20 protein-coding genes are annotated in these 22,183 nt (G+C 61.4%); 8 read left to right on the top strand and 12 right to left on the bottom strand.

Annotated features, from left to right (window positions below; translation table 11 throughout):
• Nucleotides 1–103 precede the first annotated feature (103 nt).
• Nucleotides 104–709 (top strand): glutathione S-transferase family protein, encoded by a 606-nt coding sequence (locus tag BLU39_RS19535; protein ID WP_092715937.1) that lies wholly within the window; start codon nt 104–106, stop codon nt 707–709.
• A gap of 51 nt (nt 710–760) precedes the next feature.
• Here the strand turns inward: BLU39_RS19535 and BLU39_RS19530 are convergent, their stop codons facing one another.
• The 6 genes from BLU39_RS19530 to BLU39_RS19505 all read right to left on the bottom strand — a co-directional run bounded on the left by BLU39_RS19530 (nt 761) and on the right by BLU39_RS19505 (nt 8,747).
• Nucleotides 761–3,877 carry a transglycosylase domain-containing protein gene (locus BLU39_RS19530; protein ID WP_092715935.1) on the bottom strand — a complete coding sequence of 1,039 codons (3,117 nt, stop codon included), beginning with the start codon at nt 3,875–3,877 and terminating at the stop codon, nt 761–763.
• Between the two features lie 364 nt (nt 3,878–4,241).
• On the bottom strand, nt 4,242–5,027 hold the full coding sequence (locus BLU39_RS19525) for a competence/damage-inducible protein A (protein ID WP_092715933.1): 786 nt from the start codon (nt 5,025–5,027) through the stop codon (nt 4,242–4,244).
• Nucleotides 5,028–5,057: 30 nt separating this feature from the next.
• A complete protein-coding gene (locus BLU39_RS19520) occupies nt 5,058–5,885 on the bottom strand; it encodes an EI24 domain-containing protein (protein ID WP_092715931.1) in 828 nt (275 codons plus the stop codon).
• Nucleotides 5,885–6,922, bottom strand: coding sequence for a sterol desaturase family protein (locus BLU39_RS19515; protein WP_092716201.1), 1,038 nt, complete (start codon nt 6,920–6,922; stop codon nt 5,885–5,887). Before BLU39_RS19515 ends, BLU39_RS19520 begins: the two co-directional genes overlap by 1 nt.
• The gene (locus tag BLU39_RS19510) at nt 6,922–7,764 is read right to left on the bottom strand and encodes a polysaccharide deacetylase family protein (RefSeq protein WP_232731310.1); all 843 of its coding nucleotides are present in this window, start codon (nt 7,762–7,764) and stop codon (nt 6,922–6,924) included. The genes BLU39_RS19515 and BLU39_RS19510 overlap by 1 nt, the downstream gene beginning before the upstream one ends.
• 11 nt (nt 7,765–7,775) lie before the next feature.
• Entirely contained in the window at nt 7,776–8,747 is a 972-nt protein-coding gene (locus BLU39_RS19505; RefSeq protein WP_070312776.1) for a YVTN family beta-propeller repeat protein, read from the bottom strand.
• Between the two features lie 196 nt (nt 8,748–8,943).
• Between BLU39_RS19505 and BLU39_RS19500 the strand changes: the two genes are divergently transcribed.
• From BLU39_RS19500 to BLU39_RS19490, 3 genes are all read left to right on the top strand, one after another.
• Nucleotides 8,944–9,300: an FKBP-type peptidyl-prolyl cis-trans isomerase gene (locus BLU39_RS19500; protein ID WP_034760263.1), complete on the top strand. Its 357-nt coding sequence runs from the start codon at nt 8,944–8,946 to the stop codon at nt 9,298–9,300.
• 199 nt (nt 9,301–9,499) lie between these two features.
• A complete protein-coding gene (locus tag BLU39_RS19495) occupies nt 9,500–9,754 on the top strand; it encodes an acyl-CoA-binding protein (protein ID WP_034760268.1) in 255 nt (84 codons plus the stop codon).
• 46 nt (nt 9,755–9,800) lie between these two features.
• Complete coding sequence (locus tag BLU39_RS19490) at nt 9,801–10,271, top strand: GNAT family N-acetyltransferase (RefSeq protein ID WP_092715930.1); 471 nt, start codon at nt 9,801–9,803, stop codon at nt 10,269–10,271.
• 91 nt (nt 10,272–10,362) lie between these two features.
• On the opposite strand, the gene proX is transcribed toward BLU39_RS19490, so the two are convergent.
• From proX to BLU39_RS19470, 4 genes are all read right to left on the bottom strand, one after another.
• Nucleotides 10,363–11,421: a glycine betaine/L-proline ABC transporter substrate-binding protein ProX gene (proX, locus tag BLU39_RS19485; RefSeq protein ID WP_092715929.1), complete on the bottom strand. Its 1,059-nt coding sequence runs from the start codon at nt 11,419–11,421 to the stop codon at nt 10,363–10,365.
• Nucleotides 11,422–11,430: 9 nt separating this feature from the next.
• Nucleotides 11,431–12,534 carry a glycine betaine/L-proline ABC transporter permease ProW gene (proW, locus tag BLU39_RS19480; RefSeq protein ID WP_092715927.1) on the bottom strand — a complete coding sequence of 368 codons (1,104 nt, stop codon included), beginning with the start codon at nt 12,532–12,534 and terminating at the stop codon, nt 11,431–11,433.
• The gene (proV, locus tag BLU39_RS19475; protein WP_035828675.1) at nt 12,531–13,763 is read right to left on the bottom strand and encodes a glycine betaine/L-proline ABC transporter ATP-binding protein ProV; all 1,233 of its coding nucleotides are present in this window, start codon (nt 13,761–13,763) and stop codon (nt 12,531–12,533) included. Before proV ends, proW begins: the two co-directional genes overlap by 4 nt.
• A 583-nt stretch (nt 13,764–14,346) precedes the next feature.
• The gene (locus tag BLU39_RS19470) at nt 14,347–14,631 is read right to left on the bottom strand and encodes a polyhydroxyalkanoic acid system family protein (protein WP_092715925.1); all 285 of its coding nucleotides are present in this window, start codon (nt 14,629–14,631) and stop codon (nt 14,347–14,349) included.
• 200 nt (nt 14,632–14,831) lie between these two features.
• On the opposite strand from BLU39_RS19470, the gene BLU39_RS19465 reads away from it, so the two are divergent.
• The 4 genes from BLU39_RS19465 (at nt 14,832) to BLU39_RS19450 (ending at nt 18,776) form a co-directional block, all read left to right on the top strand.
• Nucleotides 14,832–16,229, top strand: a complete 1,398-nt coding sequence (locus BLU39_RS19465) for a gluzincin family metallopeptidase (protein ID WP_092715923.1) — start codon at nt 14,832–14,834, stop codon at nt 16,227–16,229.
• A 106-nt stretch (nt 16,230–16,335) separates the two neighbouring features.
• Complete coding sequence (locus tag BLU39_RS19460) at nt 16,336–16,623, top strand: protealysin inhibitor emfourin (protein ID WP_092715921.1); 288 nt, start codon at nt 16,336–16,338, stop codon at nt 16,621–16,623.
• 333 nt (nt 16,624–16,956) lie between these two features.
• Complete coding sequence (gene fdxA / locus BLU39_RS19455; protein ID WP_010395176.1) at nt 16,957–17,280, top strand: ferredoxin FdxA; 324 nt, start codon at nt 16,957–16,959, stop codon at nt 17,278–17,280.
• Between the two features lie 275 nt (nt 17,281–17,555).
• Nucleotides 17,556–18,776 (top strand): polyhydroxyalkanoate depolymerase, encoded by a 1,221-nt coding sequence (locus tag BLU39_RS19450; protein ID WP_092715919.1) that lies wholly within the window; start codon nt 17,556–17,558, stop codon nt 18,774–18,776.
• A 65-nt stretch (nt 18,777–18,841) separates the two neighbouring features.
• Here the strand turns inward: BLU39_RS19450 and BLU39_RS19445 are convergent, their stop codons facing one another.
• Entirely contained in the window at nt 18,842–19,525 is a 684-nt protein-coding gene (locus BLU39_RS19445) for a DOPA 4,5-dioxygenase family protein (protein WP_092715917.1), read from the bottom strand.
• A gap of 42 nt (nt 19,526–19,567) precedes the next feature.
• Nucleotides 19,568–22,114 carry a TonB-dependent receptor plug domain-containing protein gene (locus tag BLU39_RS19440; protein ID WP_092715915.1) on the bottom strand — a complete coding sequence of 849 codons (2,547 nt, stop codon included), beginning with the start codon at nt 22,112–22,114 and terminating at the stop codon, nt 19,568–19,570.
• Between the last annotated feature and the right edge of the window lie 69 nt (nt 22,115–22,183).

Genomic DNA, 22,183 nt, shown 5'->3' with positions numbered 1-22,183 from the left:
TACGATGCCAAGAAAAGCTCAACTATGCAAGGCACTTTCGCAAGCGCGGCGTGGCCAAATCCGCTACAGTGGCAGATCAACCACCTGCCCTCCGGAGCCCCGCATGCTGAAAATTCTTGGAAAAGCCGCCTCGATCAATGTCCGCAAAGTCCTGTGGACGTGCGAGGAAATCGACCTGCCCTACGAACGCGAAGACTGGGGCAGCGGCTTTCGCAGCACCGACGACCCCGCCTTCCTGGCCTTGAACCCGAACGCCATGGTGCCCGTGCTGCTCGATGGCGACCTGGTGCTGTGGGAATCGAACACGATTTGCCGCTACCTGTGCGCCCAGGCGGGCCGCGACGACTTGCTGCCAAGCACGCCCCGCGCCCGCGCGGAAGTGGAAAAATGGATGGACTGGCAAATGGGCGATTTGAACAACAGCTGGCGCTACGCCTTCATGTCGCTCGTGCGCCAGAGCCCGGCGCATCAGGACGCGGCGCAACTGGCGGCCGGCATTGCCGGATGGAACAAGATGATGGGCGTGCTGGAACAGCAACTGCAGCGCACGGGCGCCTTCGTCTGCGGCGAACAATTTACCTTGGCCGATATCGTGCTGGGCCTGTCCGTCAAGCGCTGGCTGATGGCGCCCATGCAACGTCCCGCGTATCCGGCCATCGCCGCCTACCATGCGCGGCTGGCGGACAAGACGGCCGTGTTTGCCGGTTAAAAAAAACGCCGGCGTGAACGCCGGCGTTTTGCCACAACTGCCTGCCAGCTGCTAATTACTGCACTGCTTGGCCACGCCGTCGGCCGGCGCAGGCGGCTCGATCAACGGCATCAGGCTAGGCGCCAGCGAGACCAGCAATTGCACGGGCAAGGCGCTCGTGAAATCGTAGTTTTTCGATTCCGGTCCCCGCACGTACGCCGTCATGCTGCCATAGAAGCGCTCGCCGATATTGAACACGAACGTGGCCGAACGGTTCACATAGCGCGACTCGATCAGGCGGCCACCGGCGCCATACACGTCGAAGCGCTGGTCGCCCGTACCCGTCTTGCCGCCCATCGGGATGGGCACGCCGTCGGCGCCGACGAATGCCGTCTTCGCCCGCTTGGCCGTGCCGTCCGACACCACTTCGCGGATGGCCTTGGCGACCGCTTTCGCCACGTCCGGCGACAGCACTTGCTCCGCTTCCACCTTGCTGCCCCGCTTGACCATGGTGTCGTATGGCGTGTTGGCCGCGAAATGCATGGAATCGATGCGCACGCTCGGCTTGCGCACGCCATCGTTAATGATGATGCCCATCAACTCGGCCAGCGCGGCGGGACGGTCGGCCGACGCGCCCAGGGTCGTCGCATAGGACGGCACGAGCGAGTCGAATGGATAGCCCATCTTCTTCCACTGGCGGTGGATTTCCAGGAAACCTTCCACTTCCAGCAAGTTGGCGATGCGGCGGTCCTGCGCATGCTTGCGGTGCGTATTGAACAGCCATTTATAGACTTCCTGGCGTTCCTTTTCGCTGGCCGCCACCATCTGCGACAGGGTGGAACCTTCGTGCTGGCGCAGATATGCCACCATCCACAGTTCCAGCGGATGCACATTGGCCAGATAGCCACGGTCGGCCAAGGACCAGTTTTCCATCGCATATTGCTGATACATCTTGGCCACGCGCTCGGGCGGCACTTCGTTTTGCGACGTCAAGTTGGCGTTGAGGAAATCGCCGAATTCCGCCACGGTCCCCTTCGGATTGACGGTGCGGAAGATATTGGCCAGGCGCACTGGCGTCGGGCGGATGCTGGCCAGCAGGATCTTCTCCTGCTCGTCGACGCTCTTGCCGCGATACTTCTGGTAGAAGCGGTGCAGGAACTCGCGCCCTTCCTTGTCGGCAAAACGGCTCAGGTACTGGGCGCGGCGCGGATCGTCCGCATCCGCCAGCAAGGAAGCCGAGGAATCCGGGCGCGAGAACATGTAGTAGCGGGCCACGTCGCGCATCAGGCGCACGAACACCAGGTTGGTCGACTGGCGCAGCGCCTGCTGGACCGTCATGATGCGGCTGTCGTCAAGCTTGGAGAAGTTGCCGAAATGGTGCAAGCCGCCACCCGTGAAGAAGCCTTCCGCCGGGTTGCCCGAATACTTGCGTTCCATGGCGGCCGCCAGCATGGCTGGCAGGTTGCGCGCCTCGCCGAGTGGCAATGGCTGCAGATAGGCAATTGCCCACTGCGACAGCATGTCCTTGGGATCGACGGCCGCCTTGCCCAGCTCGGCGGCGCCCATGCCACTGTAGCGCTGGTGCAGCTGGTCGATGATGTCCATATACGTCACCAGCGTGCGCAGCTTGGCCGTGGAACCCAAGTCCAGCTTGGCGCCTTCGTTGATGTCGAGCGGCTGGTCGAAATTGTCCGTCTGCACGCGCAGCAAGTTGGCTTGCTCGCCCTTTTGCAGCAAGGTAAAGCTGTAGACCACGTTGGCGGGGTCGCCATTGCCCAGCATGCCCTTGCCCGTCAAGCCGGCCGCCTTCGCCACTTCCGGGTCGCGCAGCTCGCGCAAGACCTTGGTGACGGCGTTTTGCGCCTGCGCATCGAGCGTGCTGACCACTTTCAGGTCGAGGCGGTCGAGGTTGTACAAGCGCGGATCACCGAGCATGCTGGCCAGGTGGTTGCGCACGGCATTCGAGGCCTTGCGCGTGACGAACGAGGTCGACGCTTCCGATTGCACGCCCGAGGCCGTCGATGGGCGCAGCTTTTCGGCGATGGCCGCATCGCGCAGCTGCGGCGAAATCACGCCCGCCTGCGCCAGCAGGCGCAGATGGCTGTTCGCCAGCGCTTCCAGGTCTGCGCCGCCGGCCACCAGGTAATGCGAGGGACGGCGCTGTGCGATCAGCAGGCTCAGCGCCTGCTTGTAGGCCAGGGCACTGCCCGGCTGGTCCATCTTACCTTTGAGCAAAGTTTTCACTTCGGAAAATGGGCGGCCATACCAGACCCACATGCCGTCGCCGATGCCGTTGACTTCGCCAAAACCGCTCTTGGCCGACAGCGGCACGGTATTCAGGTAATTGACGACGATCTTGCGCCGCGCTTCCATGGTGTTTTCGCCATCCTGGTAGGAGCGCAGGCTGGCCGAAATCATCTGCAGCAGCTTGTCCTGCATGGAGCTGGTGCGGCCGTCTTCCGAATGCCGGTATTTTTCGATCTGCGTGGCCAGGGTGCTGCCGCCACCGCCGCGGTGGCCGCCGAACAGGTTCAGCGCCTTGTCGAGGACGGCTTTGCTCAGGCGGTCCCATTCCACGGCCGGATTGCGCTCGGGCGTGCCCGGGTCGAGCAATTCGCGGTTTTCAATGAACAGCAGGCTTTGCACGAGCGCGGGCGGCGCTTCGGCGAAGCCGTCGAACATGCGCTCGGGGTAGCTGGCCGCGAACAGGGGTGCGGCGCGGCAATCGAGGATGGACAATCCCGCGCGGTTTTTCTCGTGATACGTGGCAAAGATACCCCGGTCGACCAGTTGCACCATCTTCGGCGACATGCGCGCCTGCGCCGTGACGGCATAGTCGCGCGCATTGAGCTTGCTAATAAAATCCGGCAAGCTGGCATAGCCAAGGCGCTCGTCATACGGGCCGTGCTGCGGATAGCGGATGGCGCCGGCCGGTGCCGGGCCAGGCTCGACCTTGTACGTCAGTTGGCGGTCCAGGCGCGTGAAGAATTCCGCCTGCAGGGCCGACGTGCGCACTTCGCGCATGACGAACCAGGCCACGCCGGCAATCAGCGCCAGCACGATGATGGCAAAGATGGGCCAGATGCGCGAACGGCGCTTCTTCGGCGGGCTCGTCGGCGGCGGCGCCTCGGGGGCTGGATCAGAGGGGGGCCGCTCTTGCGCGGCCAGATTGACGCCTGTGTCTTTCATGGGATGCTGGGGTAAGGTTGGGTTTGGACGGCGCGGAAAATGCGGCAGCGATACCGCTCCGCGCGGGATAAGACGAGGGCCAGCCAGGGCCGGTCACAACAAAGCTTGCTTAACATGATGTCCATACCGGTGAATCAAAAAAACACGTTGCTGCACAGGCAGGCGGCCCCGCGTTCGACACGCAAGGCCCCTGTTCACCATTCCACCACATCGGCATGAAAACGACTGACGAGCGCGCACAAAAATCTTGCTTCATTGAAGATTTTCGCAAAAAAACAACGTCTTGGAGTGTGCGCTTGCGTACATAGGCGCAAGGCGGGCTGGACGCCAGCAAAAATGCTGCCGGCGCCGGGCTGGCCGCATCTCAGATGGTGGTGTATTCCGCCCGCAAGGTATCGAGTGCGGCGCACATCTGCGCGAAGGCGGCTGCCGCCTGCTCAGGCTCGCCCTTGACGCCCAGTTCGATATGCCGGCGCGTCTGCGCATCGCCCACGCTGGGCAGGCTGAACACTTTGATCAGCGGAAACTCCGCTTCCAGGCGCACCATCAGCGGCGTCAGCAGGGATTCGGCCGTTTCATACACGAGCAAGGCATGTTCCGCATGCGGCACCTGGTTGAACAGGTGGGCATAATGCGTGTCGAGCACCCATTCGATCATGGGCCAGGACATGACGGGAAAGCCGGGCACGAAATAATGCTCGCGCACGGCAAAGCCGGCAATCTTGTTGTACGGATTCGGAATCAGCTCGGCACCTTCGACAAATTCCGCCATTTTCAGGCGGTGCAGGTTTTCCGGCGAGTTCAAATCGGCCGGCACGCCAGCTTCCTCGCCCATTTCCGTGATGCGCTGCTGGATATTGAGCTTGCCCTGCGGATGCAGCACCAGCGGCAAGCCCAGCGCATCGGCCGCCGCCTGGCGCGTATGGTCGTCCGGCGTGGCGCCGATGCCGCCAAAGCTGAAGACGATGTCGCCGCTGGCAAAGCTGCGCTTGAGCAAGGCCACCAGGCGGGCCGGTTCGTCGCCCACGTATTCCGCCCAGCTCAGCTGCAAGCCCCGCGCCTTGAGCATGCTTACCACTTTCGGGAAATGCTGGTCCGTGCGCTTGCCCGACAGGATTTCGTCGCCGATGATAATCAATCCGATAGCCATGAAGCTCCCTCGTAGAATTCGATAAAATACTCAAGCGTCCGCTGGCGCCACGTCGGTCATGCCGCGTACGCCCCGCAAACGCGACAGTGCTTCCAGGCAGTAATACTGGAACCACAGACCCGTAAAAATAAAGATCAGCACATACAGCCAGATGGCGAACGCCGCCAGGAAGGGAAAGAACACCACGGCCATGACGCCGCCCATCCACAGCATGCCCGGCACGGCGCCAGCCACGCCGGACACCATGCCGATGGCCAGCAGGGGCCAGCGCTGTTCGCGCATGATGGCGTGGCGCTCTTCCGCGCTGGCGTAGTCGGCCATGGCGTCATACGCCATTACGCGATAGGTCAGCCAGCCCCACAGCACGGCTTGCCCCACCAGGGCGGCAGGCGGAAACGCGTACAGGGGCAGCAGGATGACCCAGGCGATAATAAACAGCAAAAAGGTGGCCAGCGAGGTGCCGACGCTGCCGAGCAGGCTGCCGCCATGCTTCTTGTCCAGTTGCGGATAGTGCCGCCCGCCCACGTGGCGGGCGATGGCCGGCATAGCAAACAGGCCCATGAAGATCAGCGCCGTCAGGATCATCAGCGGCAGCAGCATGAACATGGCGATCAGCGGCACGATGACGGCCTTCAGCGTGCCCAGGCCAAAGGTGGACAGCACCTGGCCGCTGGTGCGGAAGAAATCGTATTGCGTGAACAGCGCATGCAGGCTGTCGATCAGCGGCTGCAGGCCCACGTACAACAGGCCGCCCCACAGCACCAGCGACAGGATGAATGGCGCCACGCTCAGCAGCAATATCCGGCCATGCAATTGCGACAGCAAGGCGCGGCCATACGAATTCAACACATTACGCATCAACGGCGTCCTTTTCGTTTGATTCTTGCAAATTCCACCATGCGGCGCAGGCCCAGCCATTGCTGCTGCCAGAAGCCGCGGCCATAGTTGCGTCCCGGCCGGCCCATGCCCTTGCTGTCGATGCGGGCCAGCTGGTCGCGCACGCCCGTGCGCGCATAGCCGGCCGAGAAATTCGCGGTGCCCAGCAGCATATCCCAAATCGGCAAGACGACGCCGAAGTTGCAACCGCCCATGCTGCCCTTGCCTTTCGATTCGTGCCCCACGCCGATCGCATGGTGCGTGCGGTGGAAACGGGGCGAGATCAACAGCCGCTCGCCGATGCGGCCGAAGTGTATCCTCACATTCGCATGCTGCAAGCTTTGCAGGATGCGCGAAATCGACACCAGCAACACGTACTGGCCCGGCGGCACGCCGATGCCGAGCGCCACCAGGGCCATCACCACGTCGCGCAGAAAGTCGTCGAGCAGGTGGTTGCGGTCGTCGCTCCACAGATTCATGTTTTGCTGACTGTGGTGCAGGCTGTGCAAGCCCCACCACCAGCCGAAGTGGTGCGAAGCCCGATGGTAGCAATAATCGACGAAGTCCAGTATCACAAAATAAATGATAAAACTGAGCAAGGGGCTGATGCCGGGCAACAGCGATTCCAGGTTCAAGGGATGGATGTCATCGAAACGCAAGGCGCCCGCCAGCGCATCCATCAGCGGATCGAGCGTGAAAAACACCAGCACGGAAAACAGGCCGATCCGGTGCAGCACCGTGTAAATGAAATCGTTCCAGCGGGCGCGCGGATCCGTGATCTTTTGCGCGGGAATCAGGGCCTCGAGCGGGCGCAGTACGAGAAACAGCAGCACCAGTTCGCACAAGCCGATCAGCAGCCATTCCGTGCCCTCGAACGCTTCTTCCGTGAATTCGCCAAAGCCCAGGTGATACACGAGCGGATTGACGATAGTCTGGAACAGCCAGCCTTGCGCCACGCCAAAGGCGTCGACCACGGCATCGATCACGGGCGTGACGAAGCCGAGGATGTCGGCGGCCATCATGGCTGGCCCTTCTTTTGCGCGTAGGCAGGATGCTCGCGCAGGGTGGCAAAGCAGAATCCTTTGTCTTGCAAGCCGGAAATCAAGGCATCGAGGTTGGCCGGTGCCCACGCATCCTTGCGCGACCAGATGCCCATGTGCGAAATGAAAATGTCGCCGCTGCGCAAGTTCGCCAGCGCTTTTCTCAGCAGCATGGCGTTCGGATACTTGTCGCTGGGCAGCTCATCACCCGAGTAGCCCGCTGGCGCCCAGCCCGCGTGCTGGTAGCCGCAAGCGCTGCCGGCCGCCAGGGTGCGCGGCGACGTGTAGCCGCCCGGCGCGCGCCAGAATGGGTCGAGCTTGCGGCCGGTCAGCTCCTGGAAGCGCGTATCGACGCGGCGCAATTCCTCGCAGAACTGTTTATCGCTAAACGAGGCCAGCTTGCCGCCATCCTTGCCGAACTGGGGCTTGACCTGGATCAAGCCGTTGGCCAGATCCTTCTTCCAGTACACGTGGTCGAACGTATGCGTGCCGAACGCATGGCCTTCGGCGACCCGGGCTTTCCAGTACTGCGCCCAAGAGGGGTCGAGCGAATAGTCGCCGCGCGTCGTCTTTTCGTTGGCCAGGAAGAAGGTCGCCTTCACATGGCGTCGATTGAGCACGTCGGCGATCAGTTGCGCTTGCGACTGGCTGCCCGTGTCGAAGGTCATGTAGATGGTGCCCTTGCAGGCGGCCGGGGCGGAAGATGCGGTTGGGGGCTGTGCTGCCGGTGCCGGCGCGGCGGCATGCGCGGGCGACAGCATGGCGCTGGCGCACAGCAGCATGGCGGGCGCATGGCCCGCGAAAATGAAGCGTTTCATCATCACACCCGCCATTACATGCGCGGCGAGTGGGTGGCGAAATACACGCCATGGGGCGAGCGGCCCACCGGTATCGTCTTGATGACCTTGCGCGTGGTCAGGTCGATCACGGCCACTTTCTTGATCCAGCGCAGGGTCACCCACATGGTCTTGCCGTCCGGCGTGATTTCCATGCAATCGGGGCCGCCCGGCACATTGATGGTGCCCACGTTTTCCAGGGTTTGCTGGTCGATGATGTTGATCGTGTTCGACACGCGGTTCGAGACGAACGTCATGCGGTTGTCTCCGAGCGCGCGGAAATTGTGCGTGCCGGCGCCCGCCTTGATGCGCTTGACGGTCTTTTGCGTGCGCCAGTCGATCACTTCCACGTAATCGCTGCCCATGATACCGACGAGCAAATGCTTGCCATCGGGCGTCATCGTGATGCCGGCCGGCGCGGGGCCGACGGGCATCGTCCATTTGACGGTTTGCGTGGCCAGGTCGATGGCGCTGACCTGGTTGCTGCCCTGCTGCGTAATGAAAGCCATGGTGCTGTCGGCCGTGAACGCCATGTGGCTGGGCAGTTTCGGCAGCGCGATGCGCTTGGCCAGGGTCAGGTTCTTGCCGTCGTAGCGGTACAGGTCGATGCGGTCCAGGCGCAGCGAATTCGAGATGAACCACTTCTGGTCCGGCGAAAAGCCGATCTGGTACGGGTCGAGGATGTTGCTGATGCGGCGCTGGATCTGGCCCGACACGGGGTCGAGGAAAATCAGCTCATTGCCGACGGAACTGGCGACGATCAGCGACTTGCCATCGGGCGTTTCCATCAGATGGTGCGGTTCCTTGCCGACGGCAAAGGTGGACAGGGGAGCATAGGTTTTCTGGTCCAGCAGTTGCACCGTAGCATCACGGGAATTGAGCACCACCACCACTTCGGCTTGCGCCGTCGATATTGCGGAAACCAGGCACAGCGAGGAAAAAACAAGGCGGCGTAGACTGCGGAACATGGAAGAAATCACTGTTAAATACAAAACATGCATTTTACGTGGAACACTGTATTTATTGTGTGAAATCCCCCCTTAAATGCGAGCGGCAGCCACACATCGCCGAAATTATCCCTTTTTCCCGCACCGGGCCTGGAATGGCGCTTTGCAACTCATTGCTCTACAATCTGAAGCTTTCATCGCCTACACAAGGATTATCATGACCACCACCACTACCGCTTCCGGCCTGCAATACATCGATACCGTCGTTGGCGAAGGCGCTGAAGCGCAAGCCGGCAACAATGTTGTCGTGCATTACACGGGCTGGCTGCAAAACGACGACGGCAGCGCCGGTTCAAAATTTGACTCGAGCAAGGACCGCAACGATCCATTCGAATTCCCGCTGGGCGCCGGCCGCGTCATCCAGGGTTGGGACGAAGGCGTGCAGGGCATGAAAGTGGGCGGCAAGCGCCAGCTGATCATCCCTGCGGCACTGGGCTATGGCGCGCGCGGCGCCGGCGGCGTGATTCCACCGAACGCCACCCTGATTTTCGACGTCGAACTGCTGGGCGTATAAGAAGCTGAAGGCTGCGCTCCAACGACCGCGCCAGGCGCCGCCCCTGTTCACTCAGCGGCGGCGTTTTTGTTTTGAGGGTGTCCTCTAATGCACGGCGCCCTTTTTTCACTATGATGTCAGGCACTGCAGCACGCACGGTGGCCACTCCGCCGGGCCTGCCGCACTTTTCCAGCGATTCCATCAGCACACAGGAGCCATCATGAGTTTACAAGAGCAATTCGAACAAGCGCAGCTCGATTCCAAGACCCTGTCCGAGCGTCCGGACAATATGACCTTGTTGAAAATCTACGCCTTGTTCAAGCAAGCGTCGAGCGGTGACGCCACGGGCGAGCGTCCTGGCATGACCGACTTCGTCAATCGCGCCAAGTTCGACGCCTGGGCGGCCCTGGCCGGCACTTCGAAGGAAGATGCGCAGCAACAATACATCGACCTGATCGAAGACTTGAAGGACTGATCGTCCCTCCCTGCCCCGGCGCCTTCCGGGGCAGTATAATTTCTGCATGACACCATCACCGAATTCCCTGGTTTCCGTGGCCCATGCCACCGACCTGCCCCGCTTGTTCGATGTCTGGCACCTGTCCGTACGCGCCACCCACGATTTCCTCGCCGATAGCGATATCGCCTTCCTGGAGCCCTTCGTCCGCGACGAGCTGGCCAGGGTGATGGCCGAACGCCTGCTGCACGTGCTGCGCGCCGATGACGGCGTCGCCTATGCCTTCCTGTGCGTCGAACACGCCAGGATCGAGATGCTGTTCGTGCATCCCGACCAGCGCGGCAGCGGCGCCGGCCGCGCGCTGGTACGGCACGCCATCGCCGCCCTGGGCGCCACGGCCGTCGACGTCAATGAACACAACACGCAAGCGCATGGCTTTTACAGCCACCTGGGCTTTATCGGGGAAAGCCGCTCCGAACGCGACCCGTTCGGCCAGCCTTTCCCCATTTTGCACCTGAAACTGGCCGAAAACGGCTAAAAACTCACCAAAAACCACCAAAACAGGCCGTTAACGCAAAAGTGGCTACCAAAATGGTAGCCACTTTTTCATGTTGAAACGGTGCTAGAACTTACTTTTTCGCCGCCGCCAGCGCTTGCGCGATCCAGCCGTCAAACTTTTGCTGGTGGAACTTGATCCAGCCAGCCGTATGGCGTGCGATATCGGCTTGCGTGTTTTCGCCGCGGCGCATGCGCTCGTTCTGCGCATTGATGTCGGCCACGGGCAGCTGCATCACTTCGAACAGCTTGGCTGCCGCCGGGTTTTTCTCGGCCCAGGCCTTGTTCGACACGATGCGCGCCGTGTTGACGGCAAAGCCGTAATCGCTGCCATTGTCCAGACGCGTGTTTACTTTCTCCGGATTGGCCGAGAACGGCACTTTCAGCCAGACCACGTCCTTGCCCGGCACCAGCACGCCGCTGACCCAGTACGGCGTCCACGTGTAGTACAAAATCGGTTCGCCGCGCTTGTAGCGGCCCAGGGTGTCGGCGATCAGGGCCGCATAGCTGCCCTGCACGTGCGTTACCGTTTCGCGCAATTTATACGCATCCATGTGGTTTTCGATCAGCGCTTCGCAGCCCCAGCCAGGGTTGCAGCCCGTCAAGTCGGCCTTGCCGTCGCCATCGTGATCGAACAGCTTGGCCAGGTTCGGGTCGCGCAACTGGTCGATATTCGTGATGTTGTACTTCTCGGCCGTCGCTTTGTCGATCAGATAACCTTGTGCGGCAGGACCGGCATACTGGCCCGTGCGCAACAGCTTGGCGTCGCCGCCCGCGTTGTTATAGAAATCCTTGTGCATCGGATCCCAATGCACGGCCATGAAGGTGGCGTCGCCGTTGGCGATCGCGATATGCGCGGTCGGATATTCCACTTCCTTGATCGGCTGCACTTCGTAGCCGAGCTTTTCCAGGGCCTTGTCGACCAGCATGGTCTGGAAGGTTTCTTCCGCGATCGAGCTTTGCAGCGGCTGCACCTTGATGCCCTTGCCGGGCAGCGCATCGGCGGACGCGGCCGACGTCTGCGCCATGGCCAGGCTCGTGGTCAGGGCCATGGCGGCGATTGCCAGGGCGGAAAACAGCTGGAACTTGCGTTGCGATTTTTGCGTCACTTTAAAATTGTCAATTTGATGCATGTGGTTCCTTTATTGTGCGTTGGCCAGCGTAGCTTGCTGTTCAACATTATTTTTCTCCGTATTGCCGCGCACCAGGCGCAGCACGAAACCGGCAGGCCCCGTCTGGTACCAATGGCGCACGCCGCGGCGTGGCTGGCCCATCGCTTGCGTCAAGCGGTCCAGGGTGATGGCCAGCAGCACGATACCGAGGCCACCGACGGTTGCCAGGCCCATGTCCAGGCGGCCGATGCCGCGCAATACCATCTGGCCCAGGCCGCCAACGGCGATCATCGAGGCGATCACAACCATCGACAGCGACAGCATCAGCGACTGGTTGATACCAGCCATGATGGACGGCATGGCCAGCGGAAACTGCACGCGGGTCAGCAACTGCCACGGCGAGGCGCCATACGCGCGGGCCGCTTCGATCAGGTCGGGACGCACCTGGCGGATACCGAGGTTGGTCAAACGCACGAGCGGCGGCAAGGCAAAGATGATCGTCACGATCACGCCTGGCGCATTACCGATACCAAACAGCATCACCACCGGCACCAGATAAACAAACGCAGGCGTCGTCTGCATGGCGTCGAGCAAGGGACGCAGGATATTCTGCGCGCGGTCGCTGCTGGCAAGGAAAATACCGAGCGGCAAACCGATGGCCAGGCAGAACGCGAGCGACGTCAATACCAGCGACAAGGTCGTCATGGCTTCCGGCCAGATGCCCAGCATCGATACGAGCAGCAGCGCCAGCACGGTGCCGATGGCCAAGGTGCGGCTGGTAAATTGCCACGCCAGCAAGCCGATGATGGCGATGACCGTCAGCGACGGGGCCGCCAGCAGCAAGCCTTCCACGCCGGACAGCACGCTGTCGATCGGCGCGCGCACGGCCTGGAAGAATGGGCGGAAATGGGCGACAACCCAGCCCAGGCCCTGGTTGATCCAGCTTTCCAGCGGCAGCGAGCCATCGAAAATCTGCGTCAGGTGAAAACCGGAGGCCGCGTGTTCGGGCTGCACGGCCGGTCCGGCCGCATCCAGCCAGGACGTGTCGCCCGGCGGCGTCAGCGCCCAGGGATTGATTTGCGCGGCCGGCTGTTCAACAACAGCTTCTACTGTGGAAACGGTGCTTGGATTCATGCTTGTCCTTTCTGTTGTTGTTCGGCAATGGCTGGCGTATCGCGGTCGAGGAACTTCAGCAAGGTTGTCTTGCTGATGGCGCCGCGGAAGCTGCCGTCATCGGCCACCACGGGGACGGCGTAAGGCAGCTGCGCCACCTGGCCGAACAGGCCGGCGACCGGTTCGTCCGCATTGATGGTCTGCACGTCGGGCAGGTAGGCATGCGCCAGGCCCAGCGGACCAACATGGCCGTCGAGCGCGCTGCGCAGCGAATCGGCCGACACGACGCCGAGGAACTTGCGCTGCGGATTGACGACATAGGCAAACGCGCGATCCTGCTCTTCCAGCATCGACAGCGCGGCGCGCGAGCCGCGGCTCGGCGACTCGGACACGACGATCTGGCTCTTGCGGGCAATATCGCTGGCCTTGAACACGGCCGCCGCATCGACGCCGCGCACGAAGTTGCGCACGTAATCGTTGGCCGGTTTGCGCAGGATTTCTTCCGGCGTGCCCACTTGCACCACGTGGCCGTCTTTCATGATGGCGACGCGGTCGCCGATGCGCATGGCTTCGTCGAGGTCATGCGAAATGAAGACGATGGTGCGGCGCTTGATTTGCTGCAGGCGCAGCAGTTCCGATTGCATTTCCGTACGGATAATCGGATCGAGCGCGGAAAACGCTTCGTCCATCAGCAAAATCGATGGATCGCAAGCCAGCGCACGGGCCAGGCCCACGCGCTGCTGCATGCCGCCCGACAATTCGTCGGGATAGCTGGCGCCGTAGCCGTCCAGGCCAACCTGCTCCAGCGCTTGCTGGGCCAGCGCATGGCGCTCGGCTTTTGGCATGCCGGCCAGTTCCATGCCGAAGGCAGTGTTGTCGAGCACGGTAATTTGCGGCAGCAGCGCGAACGACTGGAACACCATGCTGATGTCCTTGCGGCGCAGGGCGCGCAGCTGGGCGTCCGGCAAGGTATTGATGTCGTTGCCGTCGATCAGGATGCGGCCGGCGGTCGGCTCGATCAAACGGTTCAGCATGCGCACCAGGGTCGACTTGCCCGAACCGGACAGGCCCATGATGACGAAGATTTCGCCCGCTTCAATGGTAAAGGTGGCGTCGAAAACGCCGATGGTGCAATCGGTCTTGGCCAGGATGTCCTGCTTGCTGGCGCCTTGATGAACGAGTTCAAGTGCTTCTTCTGGCTTGTCGCCGAACACTTTGAACACATGGTCGATAATGATTTGTTTTGCCACGATGTGGTTCTCCCTCGATTTGACGAATGGAATGAAACCCAGCAAGCTGCCAGCTTGCGGCGGGAATCGACAAACCCTGTTGCGTCGGCTACGCCACGGCGCACAAGCGCACGGGAGCGACAGGAAACAGGGGGTGACACGCGTGTGACCAGCGGATGGCCAAGGCCGGTGCCGGGGTGCCGTGTGCGTGCTAAAAGAGGCTGTGGTTCAGGACTTTTAACAACGCTAGCGCCATGCAAATACATGGCACCAAATGTATTTGACCGAAGAAAAAATCGACCAAGCTACTTTAACTGGATGCGGGTGTAAAACCCGAAGAATTATTCACCACTCAGCGAGTGGGGAGTACTGCGAAGCAGAAGGTGAAACGCGGTGTAGCTGTTGTAAATATGACTCAAGTATAACGCAAAAAGCCAGCAAAGTCCAATGGCTTTCCAAATAGAAATGTGCTAGCAATGTTCGCCAGCGTACAGTCAGATGGTAAAAAGGCGAAAAGCGACGTGTTTTCGTCGTCTTTTCGCCTTCCGCCGCAGCTTCATTTTTTACCACCAAATGGAGCGCCAGACAAGCGGATAAAACGCCATCAGGCTGGCTCGGCAAACACCTTGCGCATCTTCTCGGCAATCTTGCCTTCGATGGTGGAAGCGAAGGCGCTGAGCATGAAACCCAGCTTGATTTGCAGTTGCGCCTGCTCTTTTTCCAGGGTCAGCGACCCATCGACGCCGCTGCGCTCGAAGCGCAGCACATCGCCATCCCAGGCGCACGCCAGGTCATATTCCTGGGCCAGCTTGTCGGCCACTTGCTGCGCCGCTTCGCGCGCCCTTGCTGCTGTCAGCTTATGTTGCTGAACTATATTTATATCCGCCATCAAACGATCCTTTTATTATAAAAACGGGTGCAATACGGCCAGCATCATACCAGCCGCCATGCGGCTGGCACGGCGGCAGCGAGCGCCAGACGGCTAAAAAAGCCCGTCCTTTCCACGCATCGCTTGCGCCGTATCAAACCGGATGCGCCGAAGCGGGACGACTATTCCAATTCCAGCTGCGCGTGTCTTGGAGAACCACCATGGACCAGAAAGTCATCGTGCCGGTCGAAGCCGTACTGACCAAATGCGTGTCCCTGCCCGTCGGCTATGTCCCTACCCCTTCGGCGCCGTACCGTTTGCACCGCAAGAATGCGCAACTGACCCTGCAGCCGGGCCCGCCCCGCCTGACCGAGGCCACGGTGCGCAACGTGGCCGCCGTGCCCGTCGGTTCGCGCGTGCTGATCTGGAAGCAAGACCCGTCCGTCAGCGAACTGGGCACGCGCAAGAGCTTTTTGCCCGGGCTGATCTTGCAAGGTCCGCGCGACGCGCGCATCACGTTTGGCGAACCGGGCATCGCGCAGGTCAGCCCGAACGCCTTCGGCGACTTCATCGTTTCGCCCAACACCGACCAGTTCGACGCCGTGCACACGTTCGCCATCGTGCGCATGACGCTCACCATGTACCAGCGCGCGCTGGCCAGCAACGACACGGCGCCGCCCCTGCCCTGGCAATGGAACAGCGCCAGCAACACGGCACCGCTGCGCGTGTTCCCGCACGGCTTGCCCAATGTCATGAATGCCTATTACAGCCGCAGCGACAAGGCCCTGAAATTCGGCGACTTCATCCCCAGCGGCGCCACCGAGCGCGTCTATACCTGCCGCTCGCTCGACATCGTCTCGCATGAAACGGGGCACGCCGTGCTCGATGGCTTGAAGCCGAATTGGCTGCTCAGCAACAACCCGCCACAAACGGGCGGCCTGCACGAATCGTTCGGCGACCTGACGGCCATCTTCCTGGCCCTGTCGCAGCTGGACCAGGTGGAAGCGGTGATCGCGCAAACGAAATCCGACTTGCACGATAAAACGTTCCTGGCCGACCTGGCCGAACAGTTCGGCCTCGCCCTGGGCCGTCCCAACGGCTTGCGCAATGCCGACAACGACATCAAATTATCGGAAGCGGGCACGGAAGTGCACGCCATCTCGCAAGTGTTTACGGGCGCCATCTACGACATCCTGGCCGACATCTTTGCCCGCGAACGCCAGCCGCAGCTGGAAGACGACGCGGCCGTGCTGCACCGCTGCGGCGACTACCTGCGCAGCCTCGTCCTGCGCGCCCTGGTGGCATCGCCCGACCAGGCCGCCACCTATGCCGACGTAGCCGGCCACATGCTGACGATCGCCCAGGCTGACGGCAACGGCGCCTACCTGGACTTCATCCGCAACAGCTTTACCGTGCGCGAAGTATTGAAAGCCAATGCCATGACGGAAGATGGACAAATGACATTCGCCCCCGATGTCGTCGACGCAGACGACGCCGTACAAGACAGGCGTGCCTGCTGCGGTACCATGAACCATGCGGAATACAGCGAGTCGGATCAATTGCTCGAAGCGGAGCGCGAAGCGCTGGCCGCCTGGTGCCGCGATTACGGTCCCCGCTAAACAATACAGCGGCGAATACAACAGCGCACCAGCGCGCCCGCGTCATGCCAGCCGCAGCTGCGGCAGGCCGTGGCGCGTCCCACCACCACCCACAGCAAGGAGCAACATGAAAATTTCAGCCCGCAGCAGCGGCGGCTTTGCCGGCCTGAGCGAACAGTATGAGATCGATACGCAAGCCCATCCGGCTGGCTCCCGACTGGAAGCGGCACTGGCCAGCAGTGGCTTTTTCACGCAGCCGCAGGCCACAGGAGAACAGGTGGGTGCCGATATTCCCCACTGGCAGATCACCGTCGACGCGCCCACCGCGCGGCGCACCATCACGTTCGCCGAGGATGGCAGCCCTGAAAATGCACGTTGGCAGCAACTGCTGACGCAGATACGCGCCAGCGCCTGACGGTTCCGGCACATATTGTGTGCCGATCTTGATTTGGGTAAAACAAAAACACCACACGGCAAGCCGGCACGCCGCCCGCCCTGCCCTTGCCGCATCGGGCGACTGTCGCTTTCTTGCCGCGTTCTTCATGGCAACGTCCCCGATAGTCGCTGAATTGCCCGCTCTGCGCGGCAACGGCACTGCCAAAAAATGAATTTGCTTATATGTATTGTATATAAGCGGGATTTGTGAGAAATAGCGAATTGCCTTAAAATACAATGCTTTGCTTTAGTATGCGCCGTCGAGGTTCCTGCAGGCGCTACAGCACCTCCCCCAAAAATTGATAGGACTGTTATGACCCACGTTGTCACCGAATCCTGCATCGCCTGTCGCTATACCGACTGCGTCGATGTCTGCCCGGTAGATTGTTTCCGGGAAGGCCCGAACTTCCTGGCGATCGATCCGGACGAATGTATTGACTGCGCCGTCTGCGTGGCAGAGTGCCCGGTGAACGCGATTTTCGCGGAAGAAGACGTGCCGGGCGACCAGCAAGCCTTCATCAAGATCAACGTCGATCTGGCCCGTAACTGGCCTTCGATCACCAAGACGAAGGCTGCCTTGCCGGAAGCCGAGCAATACAAGGACGTCAAGGACAAGCTGGACATGCTGGTGCGCTAAGCGCACGGCAGCTGCGGCGGCGCTTCTTGCGGGGAGATACTTCCCTGCAGCGGCGTGGCGGCAAAAAAATACACAGAAAGCAGCGGAAACGCTGCTTTTTTTGCTTTTAAGGCATCGTTGCAGGTCTATCCACGCAAGTGTGGCGCGCTGTCACAACTATGCGCAAACTGTGAATCTATGCGCGGTAAAGCACATTTTGTCCTCAACAAATATCGTAAAATTGGATTATGATATTTGAGCCGATATTGGCGCTTGGAATCAAACAAGGACTCTATATGCTTTACCAACTGCACGAACTGCAACGCTCTTTCCTCACTCCGGTGATGCAATGGGCAGACATGTCCTCCAAGTTATTTACCAACCCGGTTTCTCCACTGGCCCACACCCCGTTTTCGCAACGCATCGCAGCCGGCTACGAGCTGATGTACCGCCTTGGCAAAGACTACGAAAAACCACAATTCGACATCAAATCCGTTCTCGTCCAAGGCGAGAGCGTCGACATCCGCGAACACGTTGTCGTGACAAAACCGTTTTGCCGCCTGATTCACTTCAAAAAAGAAAGCACTGGCTTGCAACAGCCCAAAATTTTGCTGGTTGCCCCCCTGTCCGGTCACCACTCGACCCTGCTGCGCGACACCGTGCGCGGCTTGCTGGCCGAGCACGATGTCTACATCACCGACTGGACGGACGCGCGCATGGTACCGCTGACGGAAGGCCCGTTCCACCTCGATGACTACATTTATTATGTGCAGGAATTCATCCGCCTGCTGGCGCCTGACTTGCACGTGATTTCCGTCTGTCAACCGACCGTGCCCGTGCTGGCCGCCATCTCGCTGATGGCGACGGCAAAGGATCCGCACATGCCGAAAACCATGACGATGATGGGTGGTCCGATCGACCCGCGCCGCTCGCCCACGCAAGTGAACAACCTGGCGACGGAAAAGAAATTCTCGTGGTTTGAAAACACCGTGATCTACGCGGTGCCGCCAAACTATCCGGGCTTTGGCCGCAAGGTCTATCCGGGCTTCCTGCAGCACGCCGGCTTCATCGCCATGAACCCGGGCCGCCACGCGCAAAGCCACCGCGAGTTCTATATGCACCTGGTGACGGGCGACGACGAACCGGCGGAAGGCCATCGCCAGTTCTACAACGAGTACAACGCCGTGCTGGACATGCCGGCCGAGTACTACCTGGAAACGATTAAAACGGTATTCCAGGAATTCAGCCTGCCCAAGGGCACGTGGAAAGTGGGCGGCCAGCTGGTGCGTCCGCAAGACATCACGAACGTGGCACTGTTCACGGTGGAAGGCGAGCTGGACGACATTTCCGGCGCCGGCCAGACGCAGGCGGCGCACGACCTGTGCTCCGGCATCCCTGCCGACATGCAGCAAGACTTCGTGGCGCCGAAATGCGGCCACTACGGCATCTTCTCGGGCCGCCGCTGGCGCGAAATCATTTGCCCGAAAATCGGTGAATTCATCCAGAAGCATTCCTGATCCGGATAGTTCCATCCAACACGCCACGCCGGCTCACACCGGCGTGGCGTTTTTTTATGCCCGCCTCATGCGCGCGACGTTTCGATTTTCACCGTCGGGCGCGTATTGACAAAAATCTGCTCGACCCGCGGCTCGCCCGGCCCCGGCTTCTTCATCGCATAGCCATTCACAGGCTGCGAGCGGTTCACCCACAGCGCGTAATACAGATGATCGGCGCGCGGGTCTTCCGTGTTCGGGTGGATCAGTATCGTCAGCCCCAGGCTGTTCAATTGCAGCCACGGCACGATCACGGGCAGCAAGTCATTGGTGAAACCGAAATAAAACGACGGCGTCACGTGCGGGCCGCGCGGCTCCAGGTTCCAGTCGCCCAGTTCGATCTGGAAGCGTTCGGCCGCCCACTTGCGTATCAGCGCCGCCTTCAGGTAGCTGTCTTCGTCAAAATAGATGTGCGCGTGATAGCTCTCGATATCCGTGTAGGCGCGCGGTGTCGACGGCAAGGTTTCCTCGCCGGGCCGCACGCTGACGGGGCGCGGCGTGGGCGCCGTGTCCGTATGCTCGCCCCATGGACTCTTGCCGGGTGCAGGTTTTACACGCGACGGTTTGGCTTCCTGCGCCAAGGCCGAACCAGCCAGGCCGGAAGCGGCCAGCGCCGCCACCAGGCCGCCGCCGCGCAAGACCGTGCGGCGTTGCGGCGAAAGAAGATTGGCCCATTCCAGATCGATGGCCGCGTGTTGATTGTTGTCAGACATAGGTTTTCCTGTTCTTGATGATCGATAGAGGGATACGGCAAATCAGAATGAGACGGTAGCGCGGGCGTAGTAATAGCCGCCCAGTACGCCCAATGGGCCAGAGTTGTCGTAGGCGCCCGTGTACTGCGCCAGATTCGGGGCGCTGCGCGCCTCGCGCGGCACCTGGCCCGGTTTCTGGTTGAAGACATTGTTGGCGCCCACCGTCACGTTGATGCGCTTGCTGATGTCGTAACCCACACTCACGTCCGTCACGAAAGCGGCTTTCAGCTGGTAGTCGCCACCCGTGATGACGTTCAGGCGCCTGAGCTTGCCGTAACGCGTCTCGCGCAGGTTGAATGTCCAGCCGGCTTTTTCATACGCGAGGGTGACGATTTCCTTGTCGCGCGGCGCGCGGTAGAGCAAATCGTACTCGGCCGACTTGCTCAGGGTGCCGATGTTCGGCAAGCCTTGCAGCACGACGGGGAGTTCCGCCTTGCCAACCAGGCTCGTGTGGTTGATATTCGCGGCCGCCGTCCAGCGCAGCTTGCCATCGGCCAGGCGCAAGACATCCTCGGCGGTGACATCGACGCCGCGCGTGCGCGTGTCGCCCACGTTGGCAAAGTAATGCGCGACGAGGCCATTGCCCACCGTCAGCCCCGCCGAGCGCAGCAGGTTTTCAATGACGTTCGCTTGCGCCGCCGTCAGTGGCCGGCCACTGCCGTCGAGCGCCACGCCCGAGCTGCGGTCGATGCCGATATTCGACGACACGCCCAGGCGGTCGCTGACCTTGATTTGATACGCGTCAACGGCCAGGCGCAGGGTGGACGAGGGATTGAAGGTCAGCCCGGCCGACAGATTCGTCGATTTTTCCGGTTTTAACGCTTGCGCGCCCAGGGCCCTTGCGGCGGCGGAATTCGGTTGCGCCAGGGTATAGGGCACGCCCGCATGGTCGGAGGTGTTCGAATACGATTGCGTCACGAGGCTGGGCGCGTGGAAACCGTTGCTGACCGTGCCGCGCACGGCGACTGCGGGCGTGAGGTCATAGCGGGCGGACAGGCGGCCCGTCGTCTTACTGCCGAAATCGGAATATTTCTCGGCGCGCAAGGCCGTGTCGAGCAGCCATTGCGGCGTCAATTTCGCGCCCAGGCCGATGTACGCGGCATAGCTGTGGCGCGCCGTGTCGGACGCGTCGACGGGCAAGTAGCCAGCCAGGGCCGACGAGCCGCTGCCCTGCCAGGAAGCGGGCTCGCCGGCGCGGCGCTGCTGCGTTTCATGCGAATACTCGAGGCCCAGGCTCAGGTCCACCGGCTCGCTCAAGCCCAGCGGCACGGGACGGCGCACGTCGGCATTCGTCGTCGAGCGGCTGTAGCGCTGATTGCCGATGTCGAAATCGGTCTTGCCGCCGGGATAAGTGAGCGAGTAGTTGGCCGAGTGCTCCACGCCCACGTCGATATCATCGCGGCCATAGGTCGTGCTCAGGTCCCAGCTCCAGCCTGCCGTCTCGCCCTTGATGCCACCGCTCAAGGAGAAATCGTTTTCGCTCGTCGTTTCATATGGCGTGAAGCCGTCCGGATACACGGCCAGCAAGCCTTTGTTGTTATTGAAAATGGTATTGGGCAGGCGGAAATTCTGCGCCGAGCGGGCATTGCGGTGCGCATACGTGCCAAAGCCGTACAGCTGCACCTCGTTCGACAGGTCATAGCCGAGGTTGGCGCTGAGCGAGGCGGTCGTGCTTTGCGGCACGCCCGTATTGCGCCACGGATTGCTGTTGCGCTTCGCTTCGGCCGGGTTCGGCGACGCACCGGTTGGCAAGCTGTTGTTCGGTCCCAATTTCACCAGCTGGCCATCGCTGTTGCGCACGGCCGGATACGACAGATAAGCGGGATTGAGTCCAAAATTGCGCACGGCGATGCCCTGGCGCTGGACCTCGGCGCCGAAGTGGGCGAAGCCGTGTTCGCCAAGGCGCGTGCCGCCATCGATGCGTGCGGAACCGTTCGTGCCATCACCCTCGTAGGTGGAACCGAGCTGCGTGCCGAAGCTGCCCTTGTCGTCCGCTTTCAGGATGATGTTGATGACGCCGGCGATGGCGTCGGAACCGTAGATGGCCGAAGCGCCGTCGCGCAGGATTTCCACGCGGGCAATGGCGCCCGTGGGGATCAGGGCCAGGTCGGTGGCGACGGAACCGGGAAAGCCGTCCTCGTTGACGATGGCCGTCGTATGGCGTCGCTTGCCATTGACCAGCACCAGGGTATGCGAGGGATCGAGGTTGCGCAGCTGCCCGGCGCGCACGATGCTGCCCAGGTCAGGCTGCACGCGGGCCGGCAAGTTAAACGATGGCAAGGCCGTATCGAGCGCGTCGAGCAAATTCAACTTGCCCGTGGCCTGCAATTGCTGCGCGCTGATCACGTCGATCGGCGCGGCGCTGTTGGCCACCGTGCGGCCCGTGCCGCGCGCGCCCGTGACGATGACGGTGTCGAGCGGGGCGGTGGCCGGCGTGGCTTGCGCATGGGCCACGCCGGGCGCTCCCAGCACGAGCACGGCTACCAAGACGGCGTGCGCCAGCTGCCGCAAACGGGGGGCGGGGTCTTGCTTGTGCATCAGTTGCGGCATACGAAAACATCCTTTCAAAGTCGTCAACACAGTGGCTGCAGACTAAAGGATGGACAAACAAACAAGAAC

This window comes from Janthinobacterium sp. OK676 (assembly GCF_900103595.1).
GTDB lineage: Bacteria > Pseudomonadota > Gammaproteobacteria > Burkholderiales > Burkholderiaceae_D > Janthinobacterium.
This window is presented reverse-complemented; position numbering and strand designations above follow the sequence as displayed.

What these genes read in the sequence shown, in the direction of transcription:
- BLU39_RS19535 (WP_092715937.1), top strand. Translation starts at nt 104, where the DNA reads ATGCTGAAAATTCTTGGAAAAGCCGCCTCGATCAATGTCCGCAAAGTC.
- BLU39_RS19530 (WP_092715935.1), bottom strand. Translation starts at nt 3,877, where the DNA reads ATGAAAGACACAGGCGTCAATCTGGCCGCGCAAGAGCGGCCCCCCTCT.
- BLU39_RS19525 (WP_092715933.1), bottom strand. Translation starts at nt 5,027, where the DNA reads ATGGCTATCGGATTGATTATCATCGGCGACGAAATCCTGTCGGGCAAG.
- BLU39_RS19520 (WP_092715931.1), bottom strand. Translation starts at nt 5,885, where the DNA reads ATGCGTAATGTGTTGAATTCGTATGGCCGCGCCTTGCTGTCGCAATTG.
- BLU39_RS19515 (WP_092716201.1), bottom strand. Translation starts at nt 6,922, where the DNA reads ATGGCCGCCGACATCCTCGGCTTCGTCACGCCCGTGATCGATGCCGTG.
- BLU39_RS19510 (WP_232731310.1), bottom strand. Translation starts at nt 7,764, where the DNA reads ATGATGAAACGCTTCATTTTCGCGGGCCATGCGCCCGCCATGCTGCTG.
- BLU39_RS19505 (WP_070312776.1), bottom strand. Translation starts at nt 8,747, where the DNA reads ATGTTCCGCAGTCTACGCCGCCTTGTTTTTTCCTCGCTGTGCCTGGTT.
- BLU39_RS19500 (WP_034760263.1), top strand. Translation starts at nt 8,944, where the DNA reads ATGACCACCACCACTACCGCTTCCGGCCTGCAATACATCGATACCGTC.
- BLU39_RS19495 (WP_034760268.1), top strand. Translation starts at nt 9,500, where the DNA reads ATGAGTTTACAAGAGCAATTCGAACAAGCGCAGCTCGATTCCAAGACC.
- BLU39_RS19490 (WP_092715930.1), top strand. Translation starts at nt 9,801, where the DNA reads ATGACACCATCACCGAATTCCCTGGTTTCCGTGGCCCATGCCACCGAC.
- proX (WP_092715929.1), bottom strand. Translation starts at nt 11,421, where the DNA reads ATGCATCAAATTGACAATTTTAAAGTGACGCAAAAATCGCAACGCAAG.
- proW (WP_092715927.1), bottom strand. Translation starts at nt 12,534, where the DNA reads ATGAATCCAAGCACCGTTTCCACAGTAGAAGCTGTTGTTGAACAGCCG.
- BLU39_RS19470 (WP_092715925.1), bottom strand. Translation starts at nt 14,631, where the DNA reads ATGGCGGATATAAATATAGTTCAGCAACATAAGCTGACAGCAGCAAGG.
- BLU39_RS19465 (WP_092715923.1), top strand. Translation starts at nt 14,832, where the DNA reads ATGGACCAGAAAGTCATCGTGCCGGTCGAAGCCGTACTGACCAAATGC.
- BLU39_RS19460 (WP_092715921.1), top strand. Translation starts at nt 16,336, where the DNA reads ATGAAAATTTCAGCCCGCAGCAGCGGCGGCTTTGCCGGCCTGAGCGAA.
- fdxA (WP_010395176.1), top strand. Translation starts at nt 16,957, where the DNA reads ATGACCCACGTTGTCACCGAATCCTGCATCGCCTGTCGCTATACCGAC.
- BLU39_RS19450 (WP_092715919.1), top strand. Translation starts at nt 17,556, where the DNA reads ATGCTTTACCAACTGCACGAACTGCAACGCTCTTTCCTCACTCCGGTG.
- BLU39_RS19445 (WP_092715917.1), bottom strand. Translation starts at nt 19,525, where the DNA reads ATGTCTGACAACAATCAACACGCGGCCATCGATCTGGAATGGGCCAAT.
- BLU39_RS19440 (WP_092715915.1), bottom strand. Translation starts at nt 22,114, where the DNA reads ATGCCGCAACTGATGCACAAGCAAGACCCCGCCCCCCGTTTGCGGCAG.